The organism is Novosphingobium sp. B-7 (genome assembly GCF_000410615.1).
Taxonomy (GTDB): domain Bacteria; phylum Pseudomonadota; class Alphaproteobacteria; order Sphingomonadales; family Sphingomonadaceae; genus Novosphingobium; species Novosphingobium capsulatum.
In genome coordinates, this window is sequence record NZ_KE148498.1 from 15,264 (window position 1) to 31,566 (window position 16,303).

Below are 16,303 nucleotides of genomic sequence, written 5' to 3' on the forward strand. Positions count from 1 at the left end.
TGGAGGCGACCTGCAAGGCGGGCACCAGCGTCGTCAGCTGCGAGGACTGGGTGACATTGAGCCGGGCGAGTGCGTCAGACGATACCACGCTGACCGCGATCGCGGCGCGCTGGAGGTTTTCCGAGCGACGTTGCGCGGTAACCACGATGTCCTTGAGGCCTTGCTCGCTCGCGTCGCTCTGCGCGCCGCTGGCGGCCTCTGCGGGCTCCGCAGCAGGCGCCTGGGGCGCGGCGGCCGATGCGGTCTGCGCGGCAGCGGGCATCGCGCACAGCGCGAGCGCCAACGGTGCAGTCGACAGGAAATAGCGTGGGTTCAAGGCATCCTCCCATTTGCGTTGTTTGCTGTGTCCCTTGCGCTGGCTGGTCCGGCGCAGGGCACATGCGGTTGATGCTGGTCTAGGCAGGCCCTTTGCCGGAATCCTGCATGATGCAGCACGGCCGATGCATGAAAACGGCACGCGCAGTTCCCCGGTCGTTTCCGTGCAGGCAAATGCCCGGAACATGCAGGAACTTCCCTGTCGTCGGGGAGAATGCCAAGGATGGCGCAAAGACCGGGCCGCAGCGCATGCTGCAGAGCGCGGGATGGTTAGGAGAGATGCGAGTGAATAACGACCAGGCCGTGGCAACCGATCTTCCCCGCGGTGCATATCTGATCCGCGGCGCCCGCATCCTCACCATGGACCCCGCAATAGGCGACCTTGCCCGCGGCGACGTGCTGGTACGCGGCGGCGCCATTGTCGCCGTGGCCGAGGAGTTACCAGCCGACGATGCCGAGGTGATCGATGCTGCCGGCATGATCCTGATGCCCGGCTTCATCGAGACGCACTGGCACATGTGGAACAGCATCTGGCGCGGTTTGTCGCATGATGCGCCCGGCTATTTCGCGCTCCACCGCCTTGCCGGGAGCTACACCGCCGAGGATCACTATGCCGCCATCCGCTATGCCGCGACCGAGGCGATCAATGCTGGCGTCACCACCTGCCACAACTGGTCCAATGCGCTGCGCAATACCGAAGACGCGCTTGCGCAGGCGCAGGCCCTGGCAGACAGCGGCATCCGCGCCCGCTTCGGTTATGGCCATCTGCCGCATCCTGGCTCCACCGCCGTCGACGATGGCGAAATTGTCCCCATGCTCGAATGGCTCGGCCAGCATGGCGACGAGCGGATCGATCTGGGCGTCGTCATCCACACGACGCAGCACTTCGTCACCGAAGTGGAAGCGGCCCGGCGCCACGGGCTCAAATCGATCGCCCCGCATGCCGACCTGTCCCAGGTTCTGCACCTTTTGGGGCCAGAGTTCATCTTTACCCATGGGCCCGGCACGCCGGACCAGCTGCTCCAGCTTTTGGCGGCGCGCGGCGTCAAGATTTCCCTCTGCCCTTCTACCGACACGATAATTGGTGCGGGCTTGCCGCCGCTGATCCGCTTCCTTGAAAACGGCGTGCCGTTCCACGACATCGGCTTCAGCGTCGATGTAACGGCGCAGACCTGCGTGGATCCGTTTGCCGCGATGCGCACGATCATAGCATCTGCGCGAATCGCCCAGCAGCGCGGCGCCTCGTTCACCGAGATCATTATGCGGCCCGGCAACCCGGCAGATCCCACCAATGGCCTGACCATGCCGCGCCAGATGCTGCAGCTCGCGACGCTGAACGGCGCGCGGGTGCTGGGGCTTGAAGACACGACCGGATCGATCGCGCCCGGCAAGCGCGCCGACCTGATCCTGGTGCGCACCAGCGATCTCAACATGATCGCGGTGGACGATAGCAACGCCACCTTCCAGCTGGTCCAGCACGGCCAGCCGGCGAACGTTGACACCGTCATGGTCGACGGCCGCTTCCTCAAGCGCGCTGGCCAGCTGCTGGGCATCGATGTGGCCGCCGTCGGCAAGGCCGCCGCGCGATCGCACGATGCGATCCGCCGCCGTGCCCAAGTCGGCTGCGACGCGACGCTCTAGGCGGCGTGGGGATCAGTTCCCGCCGGCTCCGCCAGGGCGCGGATGCCGGCGGCGGCGAAACGAACGATCGGATCGAAGCTCGCCACAACATCGCTGCTGGACAGGCGCCCGTGGGTCAACCGGTCGAGCAGCCGGGTGTCGGCAAACATGCTCACCATGCCGCCCAGAAGCAGGACATAGCCACGTGCGGCCAGATCGGGCGTGAGGCGCGGCTCCACCACCTGGATGCGGGCGATCATTTCTTCGGCCACCCCACCGAAGATCGCCGCGGCAACCGGGGTCCACCGCGCATCCTGGGTCATCATCGCGTGCAGGCGGGCATAGGAGCGCCAGCCTTCGTCGCCCTCGGCGATCCGTTCGACATAGGGACGCAGAAAGGCCGCCAGCAGTGCTTCCAGGTCTGGCTTGTCCAGCGCGTCGAGCGCGGCGAGGCGTGCCGTATTGATGATATCGGCGCGCCGTTCCAGCACGGCGGCAAACAGCTGATCCTTGGCGGGGAAGTGGTGGGTCAGCAGGCCGAGCCCGACCGGCCCGCGTTCGGCGATCATCCGCATCGAGACCCCGTCGAAGCCATGCACGGCAAACAGCGCTTCTGCTGCGTCGAGGATGATCTCGCGCTTGGTCTTCTTCTGCGTACGTCCCGTCACGCTCGTTTCGTCCCCCGGTGCAGCGCGGCGCTTCGACAGGGCCGCGCGGCGGCGTTAGCGGATCGCGCCGCGATTCTCGACGCAAGCCTCATGAAAAATTGCCGCGCGAATGCCCTCTACCGCACATTGCGGCGTGGTCAGGACCGTTCGGCCGGCATGCGGCGCGATCGCGGCCGCAGCGCGGGCCAGACTGAACTGCGCCAATGCCACGACGCTGCAATCCTCGGGCAGAGTGGCAGCGACCGCTGCAACAATCGCATCGTGCCGCGCGGCATCGCCGCTTTGCAGCGCGTCGAGCGCACCGGGACAATGTACCGGCAGCACCCGGTCGGGATCGGGGAATTCGGGCAGCATCGAAGGCAGCGTCGGTGCAAAGCTCGCCAGCAGCGCGATGCGCCCTGCCCCCGCCGCCGCGACGGCCCGTGCGATCATCGCCGTATTGGGCTTGTGCACCGGCAGCGGCGCCAGATCGGCGGCAACGGCGTCGATCGCCGGCCCAAAGGCAGAGCAGGTGAACAGAATGCCATCGGCCCCTGCCCCTGCCGCATAGCGGCCCAGCGTGCGGAACCGCGCAACGATCGCGTCGGTAAGCGCGCCAGCCTCGGCCAAGTCGCGCGACAGGCTGTCGTCGAGCAGGTTGGCCAGGCGCGCCTGTGGCCAATGCTCGGCAAAGGCGGCGTTGATCGGCGCGATCGAGGCTTCCAGCGCATGAATCAGTGTAATCGCGGTCATTGCCCCTCCACGAAACGCGCGATCGTTTCGCCAAATGCACCTGGCGCCTCGACATTGGCGAGGTGCGCGGCCGGCAAAGTGGCAAACCGCGCGGTCGGGATATGCGCGGCGAAGTCTTGCATCATCGCGGGCGCCGCCGCCTTGTCCTCGGCACCAGCCAGCACCAGGCATGGCATCGCGAGTTTTGGCAGCAAGGCCATGTGATCGAGCGTGGCGATGATCCGCGCTGCCGCAACAAAGCCGGCGGCGGGCGTCTGGCGGATCATGCCGCGCACCCCGTCAAGCGTCTGCGGCGAGGCAGCAGCGAAATCGGGCGTGAACCAGCGGTCGAGGCTGGTTTCGACCTGCGTCTCGATCCCCTCGCGCTCCACCATCGCGATCCGCTCATGCCACATCGCGGCGACGGGCGGGGGCGTGCGCGCGGCACAGCAGGCCAGCACCAGGCGCTCCACCCGGGCAGCATGGCGCAGCGCCACCTGCATCGCCACCATCGCGCCAAACGACATGCCGACCAGGCTGAACCGATCGATGCCATGGGTTGAGAGCGTCTCGGCAACCGCATCGGCATAGTCGGCAAAGCCAGCGCCTTCGGGCAGCAATGCACTGGCGCCATGGCCCGGCAGGTCCACCCGCACCACGCGAAACCGCTGGGAAAGCTGCTCCACCTGCGGGCGCCACAACGCGGCCGAGGTGGCGATGGCATGGAGGAAGACGAGCGGCGGCGCGCCGGCGGGGCCGTCGATATGGATTGCAAGCGTCATGCCATCATGCTCCAGCGGCCCAGCCCGATCCCGGTATACCAGTCGGTGATGCAGTCATAGTGATAGGTTTCGAACGGCGCGCCTTCGGCAATGCCCTGGGCGACCAGCCAGTTGCGCACTTCTTCCGCGCCATTGCCGGCTGTGTTGACCGTCGCTTCCGCAAAGTCGGCAGCCGCATCCAGCCCGCCAGCTTCCAACTGCTGGAGAAAGCCACGGTCGAACGCCTCGTCGAGCTGGCCCATGCGCGGCGTGCCAACATCGTGGCTCAGCCCGCCGGTGGCGAGCACAGCCACGCGCGCGGCGCCCATATAGCCCCTGATAGCCTGCCCCAGTGCCCGGCCGAACGCCACGCAGCGCCGCATCGCCGGCATCGGCGGCTGCACCGTGTTGACCAGGATCGGCACTACCGGGATGGCCCCCGCAATCCCGGCCAGATCGAGCGGGGTCATCATGCCGTGGTCAAGCGTCAGTTCCATCGACAGCGCCGGGTCAAAGCCCGCCGCCATCACCGACTGGAGCAGATGCGCGGCAAGCGCGGCATCGCCCGGCAATTGCTGCTTCGGGATCTTGAGCCAACCCTCCACCGGGCTGGGGTAGGATCGCGCCACGCCGATGCAGAAAGGCGGCAGGTTATCGAGAAAGAAATTGTGCAGGTGATCATCGGAAACCAGGACCAGCGCGTCGGGCTGCGTCGCCGCGATCTCCTGCCCCACCCGCGTGAACTGGCGAAAAGCGGCCTCGCGCCGCGCGGGCGCGGGCGCATCGGGCATATTGGTCATCACGGGGGTGTGGCTCACGGCATAGACGCCGGTAATCTCAGCCATGGGTCGCATCTCCTACGGCGCGCAGGGCAGCCAGATAGTCGGCTTCGGGAACCCGCAGTTGCAGGCAATAGGCGCGCAGCAGATAGGGGTTGGCGCCCAGCAAATAGAGCCTGCCGATGTCGGTGGCGTCGAGCGCGGCGCGGGCCGCATCAGACAGCGGTTCGTCCGCGATGTAGCGCGCCGGATTGTCGAAGAAGCGGGTTTCCTCCGCGCGGTCATGCTGGACGCGATAGAGGATGCGGTTGATCGCATAGGCCTCTTCGGTGGGCATGTCCTGCACCCAGTTGCGCGCGGTCATGCCGATGCTCCCGCACCTACGGCGCCGACGAGCCAGTCGACGATGGTCGGCAGCGTTTGCGGGGTGATGCCCATGTGGCCGCCGGGGAACATGCGCACTGCCTTGGGGCTGCCGTGGCCGACCAGAAGATCGATATCGGCCACCGGGCACTGGCTGTCGCCACGCCCATTGACCAGCAGCAGCGGTGCCGAAGGGCGATCGAGCAGGCCTTGCTCAAGCAGCGAGAGCTGGGCAAAGCCCTGGATATAGCCCTCCCAGCTATCGACGCCGAGCATGCGCATCCGCGTCTCGACCAGTTCCATCAGATAGCTGTCAGGATGGCGCGAGCGTTCGATCCATTCGCGCTGGAACATGAAGTGCGCGCCGCCACCCCAGTTCACCGCGCCGGCCACGCGGTCAGGGACGACATGGGCGAGCTTGGTCGCCCAATAGCCGCCGAACGAGCGCCCGAGCAGGCCGACCTTGGCGCCATCGAGATCCGGCTGCGCCGCTGCCCAGTCGAACACGGGGAGGAACTGACGCTCGGCATCGGCGGTGCCCTTTACGGGCGATTCGCCGGTGCCTGGCCCATCCATCGCGATGGTGGCGATACCGCGGGCCAGCAGCAGGTCGCACGCCGCGGTCATCTGTTCCTTCCACGCGTCCACCCCGCCCCACATCACCACGACACGGGGGCGAGCAACGCCCTGGGGCCGGCGGTAGTAGAACACGACCTCGCCGCCTTCACCGGCATGGCCGTCAAACGGCACCACCACGCGGGCCAGCGGCGGCGACATCAGCGCGCCGGCGGCCAGATAGGCATCCCGCTCGCGCGCGGCACAGGCAAGCTTGTCGGGATGGTTGGGGCACGGAAAACGGCCGAGGAAAAAGAAACCGTGCGCGCGCAGATACTCCTTGCGCCGCAGCGCCGGATCGCTTTCCGTCTCGGCGCGCTGCCACGCCTTTTCGCCAGCGTCACGCCAGGCCGCTGCCCAGTTCACCGGATCGAGCCCCTGGAGCGTTGTGAGGACGGCAGCGGTATCGTCGGCGGCCAGGTTGTTCATCGGGTGGATCGCCTTGCCCGTGCGATCGAGCATCCACGCCTTGGCTTCGTCCAGGGTACGCGGCCGCCCGGTGTCGGGGGTGGCGGGCGGCAATTGGGGTTCGGTGTCGAACATCGCTATCTCCTGCTGCTGCTGCTGCGCGCGCAGCGCATGCAAAGGCATCAAATGGGCTGGGCGAGCATGGCGAGTGTCTCGCCGACGATCCGGGTCTGCTCGGCGGGCGGCGCGCCGGCGCGCTCGAGACGACCGATTTCCATCGAGTTGCGCACGACCAGCTGGCAGCGCGCCGTGCGCCGCTCGGCAAAGCGGGCGAGCACTTCGGGCAGGTCGTCACCGCGGGCCAGTTCCTCGCCAAGCACGATGGCATCCTCCACCGCCATGCCAGCGCCAGACGCGAGATGGGGCGTAGTGGGATGCGCGGCATCACCGATCAACAGCACGCGCCCGACATGCCAGGGTGGCGGCAGCAGGAACGCCTCGAGCGGCCGCATCACGATCTGCGAGCGGGGGCCAAGGCCCTCGCGCAGCGCCCGCAACGGGCCGCCGTATCCATCCAGAAGATCACGCAAGCCGAGGTACAGTTCCTCATCTGGCACCACGCTGCGGCGCGGACAGGTTTCGAGCAGGAACATGTACAAGCTGTCGCGCGACACGGGCGACAGCCCCACCTTGACCGGCCCGCCCAGGAAGAAATGGCGGCGGTCGATCTCTGCCGGGCGATCGGCGAACAGCCGCCAGATCGTTTGCCCGGTATATTCGGGCTGAGGCGCATCTGGCAGGATCAGGCTGCGGGTGCGCGAAAACACGCCGTCGGCCCCCAGCACCAGATCATAGCTGGCACGGCCGCCATCGCTGAACACGACATCGACCTGGTCATCCCGCTGATGCAGCGCGTCGACAGTCAGCCCCAGCCGTACAGTGGCGCCCGATGCGCGGGTCTTTTCCGAGAGGATGCGGTGCAGCGTCGGCCGCATGATCCCGCCGCTGCCGGGCATGCCGGCCGGATCGGGCACTTCGCCCACCTGCTGCCCCTCGATCGTGCAGACCCGGATGCCGTTGCCGGAAAAGCCGTCGCGCAGCACGTCGTCCAGAATGCCCAGTTGATCAAAGGCGCGCAGCGTCGGGCTGGTGATGGTGATGCCGGCGCCATAGACGCGCCAGGCTGGGTCGATGTCGATCAGGTCCACCGCCACACCCAGGCGCCGCAGCACGAGGGCCGAGGACATACCCCCGATTCCGCCGCCGATGATCAGGGCCGAGCGCACGCTGGTCATGCCCGCACCCGCGCGATGCTTGCCGCGCCCATCCTCACGATCATGTCTCTCTCCGCTCCTTGAAGGTCGTTTCGCCATTTCGATTAGCGACGAACCGTACGATCGTACAGCCCCGGGAACGGGCGTGCCTGCGCTTTCGGGCGAATCTGTGCAAGCCGTGCCGAAGCACGCTGGAATCGTGCAGGAAGACAGGCAGCCACGCTCCTAGCCTGCCCTCGACCAAGCCACTGTCCCGTCAGGGTTGGAGCGCGAACACGCGCCGTGGCACGCTCAGGAGATTGGAAATGTCCGACGTCATCACCCGCTTTGGTTCGCTGGATGATTACGAGAAGGGCGGCGTCGAGATCATCAACGACGATCCCCGCAACTATGTGTTTTCCAACGTCTTCGAGGTGGCAAAGACCAACGCGCCCTATGCCCGTGTCGCCGTGGGCATCAACTTTGAATATGTCATCGAAGCTGCCCGCGCCGAAGGCACCTCACCCTGGTACACCTGCGCGCACGACGAGTTTGTCCTGTGCATGGATGGCGATGTCGAAGTCCACCTCGTCAAGCTCGCCAGTCCGGATGATCATGTCGATCCCGAGCATGAGGGCGCGGTGCAACTGGCCGACGCCATGCCCGAAGGCCGCAAGATGGGCCGCCTCGTGCTCGGGCGCGGCCACCAGGGACTGCTGCCGGTGGGGGCGGCCTATCGCTTCCATGCCGAAAAACCCGCCGTCATCCTGGTGCAGACGATCCTTGGCGACGTGACCGTCCAGAAATGGGCGGAGATCTGCCAGACCACGGCCTGATCGCGCCGCGCCTTTCCCGACCCTTTCAGGAGAAATTCCATGGCCATGTCGCTATCGCTCGACGCCCAGGCTGCGCCCACCACCAGCACCGCCAGCACCGACACCGAAACGCTGGAAATCAGCAACCAGACCGGGTTCCGCGCCTTCCGCGCCGGCGGCTTCCACTTCAAGCGTGACGAGTATTTCGCCCACCTCTCGTGGCCGGGCGGAACCCACATCATCCCGATCGACGTGTTCCTGCGGGCAATGATGCGCGATGTCGCCTGGGGCTTCTTCTATGGCGTGGTGAACTTCGACGCGGTGTTCGGCACCATCAACCACTATGGCGAAGTGACGATGTTCGCCGGGCGCTTCAACGATGCCTACCGCAGCGCCGGCCGCGACTATTCCGAGCGTTTCCAGTCGGCCGCGCTGATGGCGACGTTCAAGGAACTGCTCTCTGACTGGACGGTGGCGGGCTATGACCCGTTTGCCGCGCCGATGGAAACCGGCGTTCCCTGGGGTGTGAAGCACGGCGCCAACGATGCCGCCATCACCCGCCAGCGCGTGACCGCGCACCGCATGGTCGGCCTGCCCGGCGACACGCCGCTGCGCACCGATACCGCCGGCTTCCCGGTAAACCGCCAGTTCGCCGATGTGCCGCAAGACCAGCCGGTAGTCGAGGCCGAGCCCGGTTTCGAGCACGAGGTGAGCGCCTATAACCTGTTTGGTTACCTGTCCCGCTCTGACGTGACCTGGAACCCCAGTGTCTGCTCGGTGGTGGGCGATAGCCTGTTCTGCCCCACGTCGGAGGAGTTCATCCTGCCGGTCGAACATGGCAACGATCGCTGCGAGTGGTTCCTGCAGCTTTCCGACGAGATCACCTGGGACGTGAAGGACAAGGAAACCGGCAAGCCGCGCGCCCGCGTGCTGGCCCGTGCCGGCGACATCTGCTGCATGCCTGCCGATATCCGCCACCAGGGCTATTCGACCAAGCGCTCGATGCTGCTCGTCTGGGAAAACGGCGCCGCCAAGATCCCGCAGATGATTGCCGAGGGCACCGCCCCCGTCACGCCGGTGCAGTTCTGACCATGGCGCGGATCGACCCCCTTCTCGCTTTCCCGACCAAGCTGCTGATCGACGGAAAATGGTGCGATGGTGCCGATGGCGGCACGATCACCGTGGCCAATCCCTTTGATGGCGAGGCCCTCGCCGAAGTCGCCATCGCCACGGCCGCCGATGTAGATCGCGCGGTCGAGGCGGCCGCGCGCGCCTTCCCGGCCTGGCGGGCGCTGGCTGCACACGATCGCGGGCGCCTGCTGCTCAAGCTGGCCGACGCGATCGAGGCAGATACTGCCAACCTTGCGCGGCTCGAAGCGCTCGATACCGGCCACCCGATCCGCGATTGCCTGTCGCTCGACGTGCCGCGCACGGTGCTGTGCTTCCGATATTTCGGCGGCATGGCAGACAAGCTGGAAGGTTCTGTCGTGCCGGTCGATGCGGGCTTCCTCAACTATGTCGAACGCGAACCGATCGGCGTGGTCGGCGCGATCGTGCCGTGGAACTTCCCGTTGATGTTCACCAGTTGGAAGCTGGGCCCTGCGCTCGCGGCAGGCAACACGGTGGTGATCAAGCCATCGGAAATCACGCCGCTGTCCACCTTGCGGATTGGCGAGCTGATGCAGCAGGTCGGCTTTCCGGACGGCGTGATCAACATCGTCACCGGCTACGGCCACGACGCGGGCCAGCGCATTGCCGAACATCCCGGCATCGGCAAGGTCGCGTTCACGGGCTCTACCGCCACCGGTCGGCGGATCGTCGAGGCATCGGCCACCAACCTCAAGAAGGTGCAGCTGGAACTGGGCGGCAAGGGACCGAACATCGTCTTCGCCGATGCCAATCTGCCGGCGGCAGTGGGTGGATCGGCCTTTGCGATCTTCCACAATCAGGGCCAGGCCTGCATCGCCGGATCGCGGCTGATCCTGCACGAAGCCATCGCCGACGCTTTCCTTGAAAAGTTCGTGGCGCTCGCCCGCTCGATCCGGCTGGGCGATCCACTCGATCCGCAGACGGAAATGGGGCCGCTTACCTCGCGGCTGCACCAAGAGCGCGTGCTGTCTTTCGTCGAGGTCGCGCGCGAACAGGGCGGCGACGTGCTGACCGGCGGCCGCGCGCCTGTCGATGCAGCGCTGGCGGCGGGCTGCTTTGTGGAGCCGACCATCGTGCGCGCCCAGCCCGATCACCGGGTGGCGCAGGAGGAGGTGTTCGGTCCTTTCGTCACCGTGCTGACCTTCCGCACCGACGAGGAGGCGCTGGCGATCGCCAACGGCACCGAATATGGCCTCGGCGCCGGTCTGTGGACGCAGGACATCACCCGCGCGCACCGCTTCGCCAAGCAGATCCACGCCGGCATGGTGTGGATCAACAGCTACAAGCGGGTCCATCCGGGCTCACCCTTCGGGGGCGTCGGCCGTTCTGGCTATGGCCGTGAAATGGGTTTCGAGGCGATGCGCGAATACACCGTGGCCAAGTCGGTGTGGGTCAATGTCGACGCGCAAATCCCGCCCTTCTACCGGCGCTGAGCCAAGGATGCGGCACTTCACCTATCAGGGCCTGCCAACACAGGTCACCTTTGGAACCGGCACCGTGGCTTCGCTGCCCACGGTGCTGGCGCACCAAGGTGTGCGTCGCGCCGTGCTGCTGTCCACCCCGCAACAGGCAGAGCAGGCACGCGCGGCAACCCGGTCGCTTGGCAACACGATCGTCGCCACGTTCACCGACGCGACGATGCACACCCCGGTCGAAGTCACGGCCCGCGCCGAAGCGGAATTGGCGGCATGCGGCGCCGATGGCGTGGTCGCGTTCGGCGGCGGCTCCACCATCGGCCTGGGCAAGGCGCTGGCCGTGCGAACCGGCGTGCGCCACATCGCCGTGCCCACCACCTATGCCGGATCGGAGATGACACCGATCCTGGGCGAGACCGCAGGAGGCCGCAAGACCACCCGCCGGGCGCCGGAAATCCTCCCGCATGCCGTGGTCTATGACGTGGACCTGACGCTGGGCCTGCCGCCCGGCATCTCGGGCACCAGCGGCATCAATGCCATCGCCCATGCAGTCGAGGGGCTCTATGCCCGCGATACCAACCCAGTGATGCAGTTGGTCGCGCAGGAAGGCATCCGCGCGCTGGCGTCAGCACTGCCGCGCGTCGTTGCGGACGGGGCCGACGTGGCGGCGCGTAGCCAGGCGCTCTATGGTGCATGGCTGTGCGGCATGGTGCTCGGTTCGGTCGGCATGGCGCTGCACCACAAGCTGTGCCACACGCTCGGCGGCAGTTTCGATCTGCCCCATGCCGAAACCCACGCCATCGTGTTGCCCCACGCGCTCGCCTACAACGCGCCGGCGATCTCCGAAGCGATGGCGATGCTCCGCTCTGCCCTGGGTGACGACGATCCGGCTGCGGCGCTCCATCGGCTGGCTCGGCAAGTTGGCGCACCGTGCGCGCTGCGCGATCTGGGCATGCCCGAATCCGGCATCGACGTGGCAACCGACCAGGCGCTCGAAAACGCCTATTGGAACCCGCGCCCCTTGGAGCGCGCAGGGGTCCGCGACCTGATCGCCCGCGCCTGGGCCGGCGATCCACCCGCTGCAAGCGAAAGCGAGTCCGCATGAGCACGCCCGACTTTGCCGCCATTACCACGGCCGCGATCGACCGCATGGCCGAGGCACCAAATGCCCGGTTGCGGCAGATCCTTGCCGTGGTGCTGCGCCACCTGCACGACGCCATCCGGGAAACGCGCCTTACCGAGGCCGAATGGGAAGCGGCAATCGCGTTTCTCACCCGCACCGGGCAGATGTGCACCGCCGAGCGGCAGGAGTTCATCCTGCTTTCGGACGTGCTTGGCGTCTCGATGCTGGTCGATGCGCTCAATCATGCTGCTGGCGAGGGCGTGAGCGAGTCCACCGTCTTTGGCCCGTTCTATGCCGGCCGCCAGCCGGTGCTTGCCGCCGGGGCTTCGATCCTCAAGCGCCCGGAAGAAGGCACGCCGCTGCACATGCGCGGGACGGTATCCACGGCACGCGGCGCCCCCCTCGCCGGTGCGCTGGTAGAGGTATGGCAGACCGCACCGAACGGGCAATACGACGTGCAGGACCCGCAGCAGCCTGCCGGACACCTGCGAGCCAGCTTTGAAACTGCCGCAGACGGCAGCTTTGCCTTCGCCACGATCGTGCCGGTCAGCTACCCCATCCCCGACGATGGCCCGGTCGGCGCGCTGCTTGAGGCGCTCGGCCGCCATCCGAACCGACCGGCCCACATCCACTTCATGATCACGGCACCAGGCTATCGTCGCCTCGTCACGCATCTGTTCATCGAGGGTGACCCATATCTGGCAAGCGACGCGGTCTTCGGCGTGAAGCAATCGCTGATCGTGCGGCCCCAGGCACAGGCCGATGGCAGCCTCGGGATCGACTATGCCTTCACCCTGGCCGACGCGCCCGCGGGGCACGATGGATGATCCAGGCCTGTGGCGATACCGCCCCAATGCCCCGGCGCCCGGAACCCTGCTCGGCCCCATCGCGGACATTCCGGTTGGCGCCGCCAGGGAATATCGCTTTGGCCGCGGCCGCAGCACTTTCTCGATGTTCGTGGTCCACATCCCGGATGGCGGCGTGCGCGCCTATCTCAACCTCTGCCCGCACTATTCGCTGCCGCTCAACCACGCGCCAGACGAGTTCATGCAGAGCGGCGCCATCCTGTGCAGCCAGCATTTTGCACTGTTCCGCGCCGACACCGGCGCCTGTTTCTCGGGCGCCTGCGAGGGCCGGTCGCTCACCGCCATTCCCGTCGGCGTATCGGGCCAGGGCCTGCTGACGATTGCCGACTGACACGCATCTGGGCGGCGCACGGTCTGCACCGCTGGAGGAACCATGAAGAACAAGCTCTACGATAGCCCCGCCGACGCGCTGGACGGCCTGTTGTTCGACGGCATGACGATCATGTCCGGCGGCTTTGGCCTGTCGGGCAACCCGGAAAGCCTGATCCCGGAAATCCGCGCACGCGGCGTTCGCGGCCTTACGGTCATCTCGAACAATGCCGGTGCCGACGGGTTTGGCCTGTGGATGCTGCTGGAAAGCCGGCAGGGGAAGAAGATGATCTCGTCCTATGTCGGCGAGAACAAGCTGTTCGAGCAGCAATACCTCTCCGGCGAGCTGGAACTGGAACTCACGCCGCAAGGCACGCTGGCCGAGCGCATCCGCGCGGGCGGCGCGGGCATTCCCGCGTTCTATACCAAGACCGGAGTGGGGACGGTCGTGGCTGAGGGCAAGCCGATCGAAACCTTCGACGGCGTGGAATATGTCCGCGAAACATGGCTGCGTGCCGATCTGGCGATCATCAAGGCATGGAAGGCCGATCCCGAAGGAAACCTGATGTTCCGCAAAACCGCGCGCAACTTCAATCCCAACATGGCGACGGCGGGCAAGGTCACGGTCGTCGAAGTGGAAGAGATCGTCGCGGCCGGCGCGCTCGACCCGGACTGCATTCACACGCCCGGCATCTATGTCGACCGGATCGTCCGGTCGACGATCAACGAGAAGCGCATCGAAAAGCTGACCACCCGCGCGCCGGAGATTGTGGCATGAGCTGGACCCGCGACGAAATGGCGGCCCGCGTCGCCCGCGAGTTGCAGGATGGATACTATGTCAATCTTGGCATCGGCATCCCGACGCTGGTGGCCAACCATGTTCCCGCCGGCATCGACGTGACGCTGCAATCGGAAAACGGCCTGCTTGGCATCGGGCCGTTTCCCTATCCCGGCGAAGCCGATCCCGATCTCATCAACGCTGGCAAGCAGACCGTCACCACCCTGCCCACGTCCAGCTTCTTTTCCAGCGCAGACAGCTTTGCGATGATCCGCAGCGGCCGGATCGACATGGCCGTTCTGGGCGCGATGGAAGTCAGCGAAGGCGGCGACATCGCCAACTGGACCATCCCGGGCAAGATGGTGAAGGGCATGGGCGGAGCGATGGACCTCGTCGCGGGCGTGCGCCGCATCGTCGTGGTGATGGAGCACACCAGCAAGAGCGGCGGGCACAAGATCCTGCCGGCCTGCACGCTGCCACTGACCGGCCGGGCCTGCGTCGATCTGATCGTCACCGATCTCTGCGTGCTCGCCTGCGCCAAGCCCGGCCTCCGCCTGGTCGAATGCGCGCCTGGCGTGACGGTGGAGGAAATTCGTGTAAAAACCGGCGCCAGTTTCTCGGTCGCGCTGTCTTCTCCGTCCTCAAGCCAGGATCTCTGATGCGCCACGCCTTTATCTGCGACGCTATCCGCACCCCGATCGGCAGGTTGAACGGTGCGCTCTCCACCATCCGCGCTGACGATCTCGCCGCCATTCCGTTGCACGCGCTTGGCGAGCGCAACGGCGGGGTGGATTGGGAAGCCATCGACGACGTGCTGCTTGGCTGTGCCAACCAGGCGGGCGAAGACAACCGCAACGTCGCGCGCATGGCGGTGCTGCTGGCAGGCCTGCCCGAAGCGGTGCCCGGGGCCACCGTCAACCGGCTGTGCGGCTCTGGCCTCAACGCCGTCGGTATGGCCGCCCAGGCGATCCGCGCCGGCGACGCCGAGTTGATCATTGCAGGGGGCGTCGAAAGCATGACCCGCGCCCCGTTTGTGCTGGGCAAGGCAGCCACCCCCTTCGACCGCGGGCAGAAGATCGAGGACACCACCCTGGGTTGGCGCTTCATCAACCCGCTGCTCCGCGCGGCCTATGGCGTGGACACGATGCCGCAGACCGGTGAAAATGTGGCGGACGAGTGGCAGATCACGCGCGAGGAACAGGACGCTTTCGCGCTCGCCAGCCAGGAAAAGGCCGCAGCGGCGATCGTCAGCGGCCGAATGGCGATGGAAATCGTGCCGGTCAACATTCCCCAGCCCAAGGGCGAGCCCACGATCTTCGCGCGCGATGAGCACCCCCGCGCCACCAGCCTGGAAGCGCTTGCCAAGCTCCGGCCGGTCGTCCGCCCCGACGGGACGGTAACCGCCGGCAATGCCTCGGGCCTCAACGATGGCGCCGCGGCCATGCTGGTTGCCAGCGAAGCGGCCGCCCGCACCCACGGCCTGACGCCCCGCGCCCGGATACTTGGCATGGCCGCAACGGGCATTGCCCCGCGCGTGATGGGCGCAGGCCCGATCGAGGCGGCCCGCAAATTGTGCCGGATCACCGGGATCGCGCTCGAACAGGTCGACGTGATCGAGTTGAACGAAGCTTTCGCCAGCCAGGCGATCGCCACGCTCCGGTCCCTTGGCATCCGTGCCGACGATCCGCGCGTCAACCGCAATGGCGGCGCCATCGCGCTGGGTCATCCGCTGGGCATGTCTGGCGCGCGGATCGTCATGACCGCCATCGAGGAACTGCACCACAGCGGCGGCCGCTATGCGCTGGCATTCATGTGCGTCGGGGTCGGCCAGGGCATCGCGCTGATGCTCGAAAAGGTCTGACGGCGGCCGGGGGCCTCACCCCGTTCGGACAGGTCTTGTAAGGCGCACGAACGGAGGTGCCGCGCAGCGCTGTAAGGGAAGCCTCTTGACCCCCAATCCCAAAACTCCGATTGGACCCCACAACACCCCTTTTGCGGAGTCCATCACAGGTCCATGCGCCGCGGCTGGTCCCTTACCTTGCAACAGCGCATTCGCAGCGATCAGGCCACGCCGCTCTATATGCAGCTGGCCCATGCCCTGATCCACGAGATCGAGCGTGGGCGTCTGCAACCAGGCTCCGCGCTTCCCAGCAGCCGGGAACTGGCAGCGGAACTGGGTTTCAATCGCAAGACGGTGGTGACGGCCTACGAGGAACTGATGGCGCAGGGCTGGCTGGAAGCGGCCGGGCGCAAGGGCACGGCGGTGGCCAAGCGGCTGCCCCGCAGCCGGCCCGAGGCGATCGAGGCCAGTCCGCCCATCGGCCGGCGGCCGATCTATCGCTTCGTCTCCCCACC

At 66.7% G+C, this 16,303-nt stretch carries 18 protein-coding genes and 1 pseudogene; 11 read left to right on the forward strand and 8 right to left on the reverse strand.

Annotated features, from left to right (window positions below; genetic code table 11):
• Positions 1 to 316: pseudogene (locus tag H926_RS33870) on the reverse strand (TonB-dependent receptor); the annotation flags it as partial.
• 284 nt (positions 317 to 600) lie between these two features.
• On the opposite strand from H926_RS33870, the gene H926_RS0122195 reads away from it, so the two are divergent.
• The gene (locus H926_RS0122195) at positions 601 to 1,956 is read left to right on the forward strand and encodes an amidohydrolase family protein (protein WP_022678210.1); all 1,356 of its coding nucleotides are present in this window, start codon (positions 601 to 603) and stop codon (positions 1,954 to 1,956) included.
• On the opposite strand, the gene H926_RS0122200 is transcribed toward H926_RS0122195, so the two are convergent.
• The 7 genes from H926_RS0122200 to H926_RS0122230 are packed head-to-tail and all read right to left on the reverse strand — an operon-like array spanning position 1,953 to position 7,535.
• On the reverse strand, positions 1,953 to 2,603 hold the full coding sequence (locus H926_RS0122200) for a TetR/AcrR family transcriptional regulator (protein WP_022678211.1): 651 nt from the start codon (positions 2,601 to 2,603) through the stop codon (positions 1,953 to 1,955). The genes H926_RS0122195 and H926_RS0122200 overlap by 4 nt on opposite strands.
• A 54-nt stretch (positions 2,604 to 2,657) precedes the next feature.
• Positions 2,658 to 3,335 carry an arylsulfatase gene (locus H926_RS29870; RefSeq protein WP_022678212.1) on the reverse strand — a complete coding sequence of 226 codons (678 nt, stop codon included), beginning with the start codon at positions 3,333 to 3,335 and terminating at the stop codon, positions 2,658 to 2,660.
• Positions 3,332 to 4,096 carry an alpha/beta fold hydrolase gene (locus H926_RS29875; protein WP_022678213.1) on the reverse strand — a complete coding sequence of 255 codons (765 nt, stop codon included), beginning with the start codon at positions 4,094 to 4,096 and terminating at the stop codon, positions 3,332 to 3,334. Before H926_RS29875 ends, H926_RS29870 begins: the two co-directional genes overlap by 4 nt.
• Positions 4,093 to 4,920 (reverse strand): 2,3-dihydroxyphenylpropionate 1,2-dioxygenase, encoded by an 828-nt coding sequence (locus tag H926_RS0122215; RefSeq protein WP_022678214.1) that lies wholly within the window; start codon positions 4,918 to 4,920, stop codon positions 4,093 to 4,095. The genes H926_RS29875 and H926_RS0122215 overlap by 4 nt, the downstream gene beginning before the upstream one ends.
• Positions 4,913 to 5,218, reverse strand: a complete 306-nt coding sequence (locus H926_RS0122220; RefSeq protein WP_022678215.1) for an Aromatic-ring-opening dioxygenase LigAB, LigA subunit — start codon at positions 5,216 to 5,218, stop codon at positions 4,913 to 4,915. Before H926_RS0122220 ends, H926_RS0122215 begins: the two co-directional genes overlap by 8 nt.
• Positions 5,215 to 6,375 carry a S9 family peptidase gene (locus H926_RS0122225; protein WP_051146480.1) on the reverse strand — a complete coding sequence of 387 codons (1,161 nt, stop codon included), beginning with the start codon at positions 6,373 to 6,375 and terminating at the stop codon, positions 5,215 to 5,217. The genes H926_RS0122220 and H926_RS0122225 overlap by 4 nt, the downstream gene beginning before the upstream one ends.
• Before the next feature lie 47 nt (positions 6,376 to 6,422).
• On the reverse strand, positions 6,423 to 7,535 hold the full coding sequence (locus H926_RS0122230) for an FAD-dependent oxidoreductase (protein WP_022678217.1): 1,113 nt from the start codon (positions 7,533 to 7,535) through the stop codon (positions 6,423 to 6,425).
• A 284-nt stretch (positions 7,536 to 7,819) separates the two neighbouring features.
• Here H926_RS0122230 and H926_RS0122235 point away from each other — a divergent pair, with 284 nt between their 5' ends.
• The 10 genes from H926_RS0122235 to H926_RS0122280 all read left to right on the forward strand — a co-directional run.
• On the forward strand, positions 7,820 to 8,329 hold the full coding sequence (locus tag H926_RS0122235; RefSeq protein WP_022678218.1) for a hypothetical protein: 510 nt from the start codon (positions 7,820 to 7,822) through the stop codon (positions 8,327 to 8,329).
• Between the two features lie 39 nt (positions 8,330 to 8,368).
• Positions 8,369 to 9,397, forward strand: coding sequence for a hypothetical protein (locus H926_RS0122240; protein WP_022678219.1), 1,029 nt, complete (start codon positions 8,369 to 8,371; stop codon positions 9,395 to 9,397).
• Positions 9,398 to 9,399: 2 nt separating this feature from the next.
• Positions 9,400 to 10,890 carry an aldehyde dehydrogenase family protein gene (locus H926_RS0122245; RefSeq protein WP_022678220.1) on the forward strand — a complete coding sequence of 497 codons (1,491 nt, stop codon included), beginning with the start codon at positions 9,400 to 9,402 and terminating at the stop codon, positions 10,888 to 10,890.
• Between the two features lie 7 nt (positions 10,891 to 10,897).
• Positions 10,898 to 11,977, forward strand: coding sequence for a maleylacetate reductase (locus tag H926_RS0122250; RefSeq protein WP_022678221.1), 1,080 nt, complete (start codon positions 10,898 to 10,900; stop codon positions 11,975 to 11,977).
• A complete protein-coding gene (locus H926_RS29880; protein WP_022678222.1) occupies positions 11,974 to 12,822 on the forward strand; it encodes a dioxygenase in 849 nt (282 codons plus the stop codon). Before H926_RS0122250 ends, H926_RS29880 begins: the two co-directional genes overlap by 4 nt.
• Complete coding sequence (locus tag H926_RS0122260) at positions 12,815 to 13,192, forward strand: Rieske 2Fe-2S domain-containing protein (protein WP_022678223.1); 378 nt, start codon at positions 12,815 to 12,817, stop codon at positions 13,190 to 13,192. The genes H926_RS29880 and H926_RS0122260 overlap by 8 nt, the downstream gene beginning before the upstream one ends.
• A gap of 42 nt (positions 13,193 to 13,234) precedes the next feature.
• Positions 13,235 to 13,948 (forward strand): CoA transferase subunit A, encoded by a 714-nt coding sequence (locus H926_RS0122265; RefSeq protein ID WP_022678224.1) that lies wholly within the window; start codon positions 13,235 to 13,237, stop codon positions 13,946 to 13,948.
• Positions 13,945 to 14,607: a 3-oxoacid CoA-transferase subunit B gene (locus tag H926_RS0122270; RefSeq protein WP_022678225.1), complete on the forward strand. Its 663-nt coding sequence runs from the start codon at positions 13,945 to 13,947 to the stop codon at positions 14,605 to 14,607. The genes H926_RS0122265 and H926_RS0122270 overlap by 4 nt, the downstream gene beginning before the upstream one ends.
• Positions 14,607 to 15,809, forward strand: coding sequence for a 3-oxoadipyl-CoA thiolase (pcaF, locus tag H926_RS0122275; protein WP_022678226.1), 1,203 nt, complete (start codon positions 14,607 to 14,609; stop codon positions 15,807 to 15,809). Before H926_RS0122270 ends, pcaF begins: the two co-directional genes overlap by 1 nt.
• A 177-nt stretch (positions 15,810 to 15,986) precedes the next feature.
• The coding region (locus H926_RS0122280) for a GntR family transcriptional regulator (protein WP_237741157.1) at positions 15,987 to 16,303 on the forward strand (317 nt) is incomplete at its 3' end.

What these genes read in the sequence shown, in the direction of transcription:
- H926_RS0122270 (WP_022678225.1), top strand. Translation starts at nt 13,945, where the DNA reads ATGAGCTGGACCCGCGACGAAATGGCGGCCCGCGTCGCCCGCGAGTTG.
- H926_RS0122250 (WP_022678221.1), top strand. Translation starts at nt 10,898, where the DNA reads ATGCGGCACTTCACCTATCAGGGCCTGCCAACACAGGTCACCTTTGGA.
- H926_RS0122260 (WP_022678223.1), top strand. Translation starts at nt 12,815, where the DNA reads ATGGATGATCCAGGCCTGTGGCGATACCGCCCCAATGCCCCGGCGCCC.
- H926_RS0122265 (WP_022678224.1), top strand. Translation starts at nt 13,235, where the DNA reads ATGAAGAACAAGCTCTACGATAGCCCCGCCGACGCGCTGGACGGCCTG.
- H926_RS0122245 (WP_022678220.1), top strand. Translation starts at nt 9,400, where the DNA reads ATGGCGCGGATCGACCCCCTTCTCGCTTTCCCGACCAAGCTGCTGATC.
- H926_RS29875 (WP_022678213.1), bottom strand. Translation starts at nt 4,096, where the DNA reads ATGACGCTTGCAATCCATATCGACGGCCCCGCCGGCGCGCCGCCGCTC.
- H926_RS29880 (WP_022678222.1), top strand. Translation starts at nt 11,974, where the DNA reads ATGAGCACGCCCGACTTTGCCGCCATTACCACGGCCGCGATCGACCGC.
- H926_RS0122230 (WP_022678217.1), bottom strand. Translation starts at nt 7,535, where the DNA reads ATGACCAGCGTGCGCTCGGCCCTGATCATCGGCGGCGGAATCGGGGGT.
- H926_RS0122240 (WP_022678219.1), top strand. Translation starts at nt 8,369, where the DNA reads ATGGCCATGTCGCTATCGCTCGACGCCCAGGCTGCGCCCACCACCAGC.
- pcaF (WP_022678226.1), top strand. Translation starts at nt 14,607, where the DNA reads ATGCGCCACGCCTTTATCTGCGACGCTATCCGCACCCCGATCGGCAGG.
- H926_RS0122215 (WP_022678214.1), bottom strand. Translation starts at nt 4,920, where the DNA reads ATGGCTGAGATTACCGGCGTCTATGCCGTGAGCCACACCCCCGTGATG.
- H926_RS29870 (WP_022678212.1), bottom strand. Translation starts at nt 3,335, where the DNA reads ATGACCGCGATTACACTGATTCATGCGCTGGAAGCCTCGATCGCGCCG.
- H926_RS0122235 (WP_022678218.1), top strand. Translation starts at nt 7,820, where the DNA reads ATGTCCGACGTCATCACCCGCTTTGGTTCGCTGGATGATTACGAGAAG.
- H926_RS0122225 (WP_051146480.1), bottom strand. Translation starts at nt 6,375, where the DNA reads ATGTTCGACACCGAACCCCAATTGCCGCCCGCCACCCCCGACACCGGG.
- H926_RS0122220 (WP_022678215.1), bottom strand. Translation starts at nt 5,218, where the DNA reads ATGACCGCGCGCAACTGGGTGCAGGACATGCCCACCGAAGAGGCCTAT.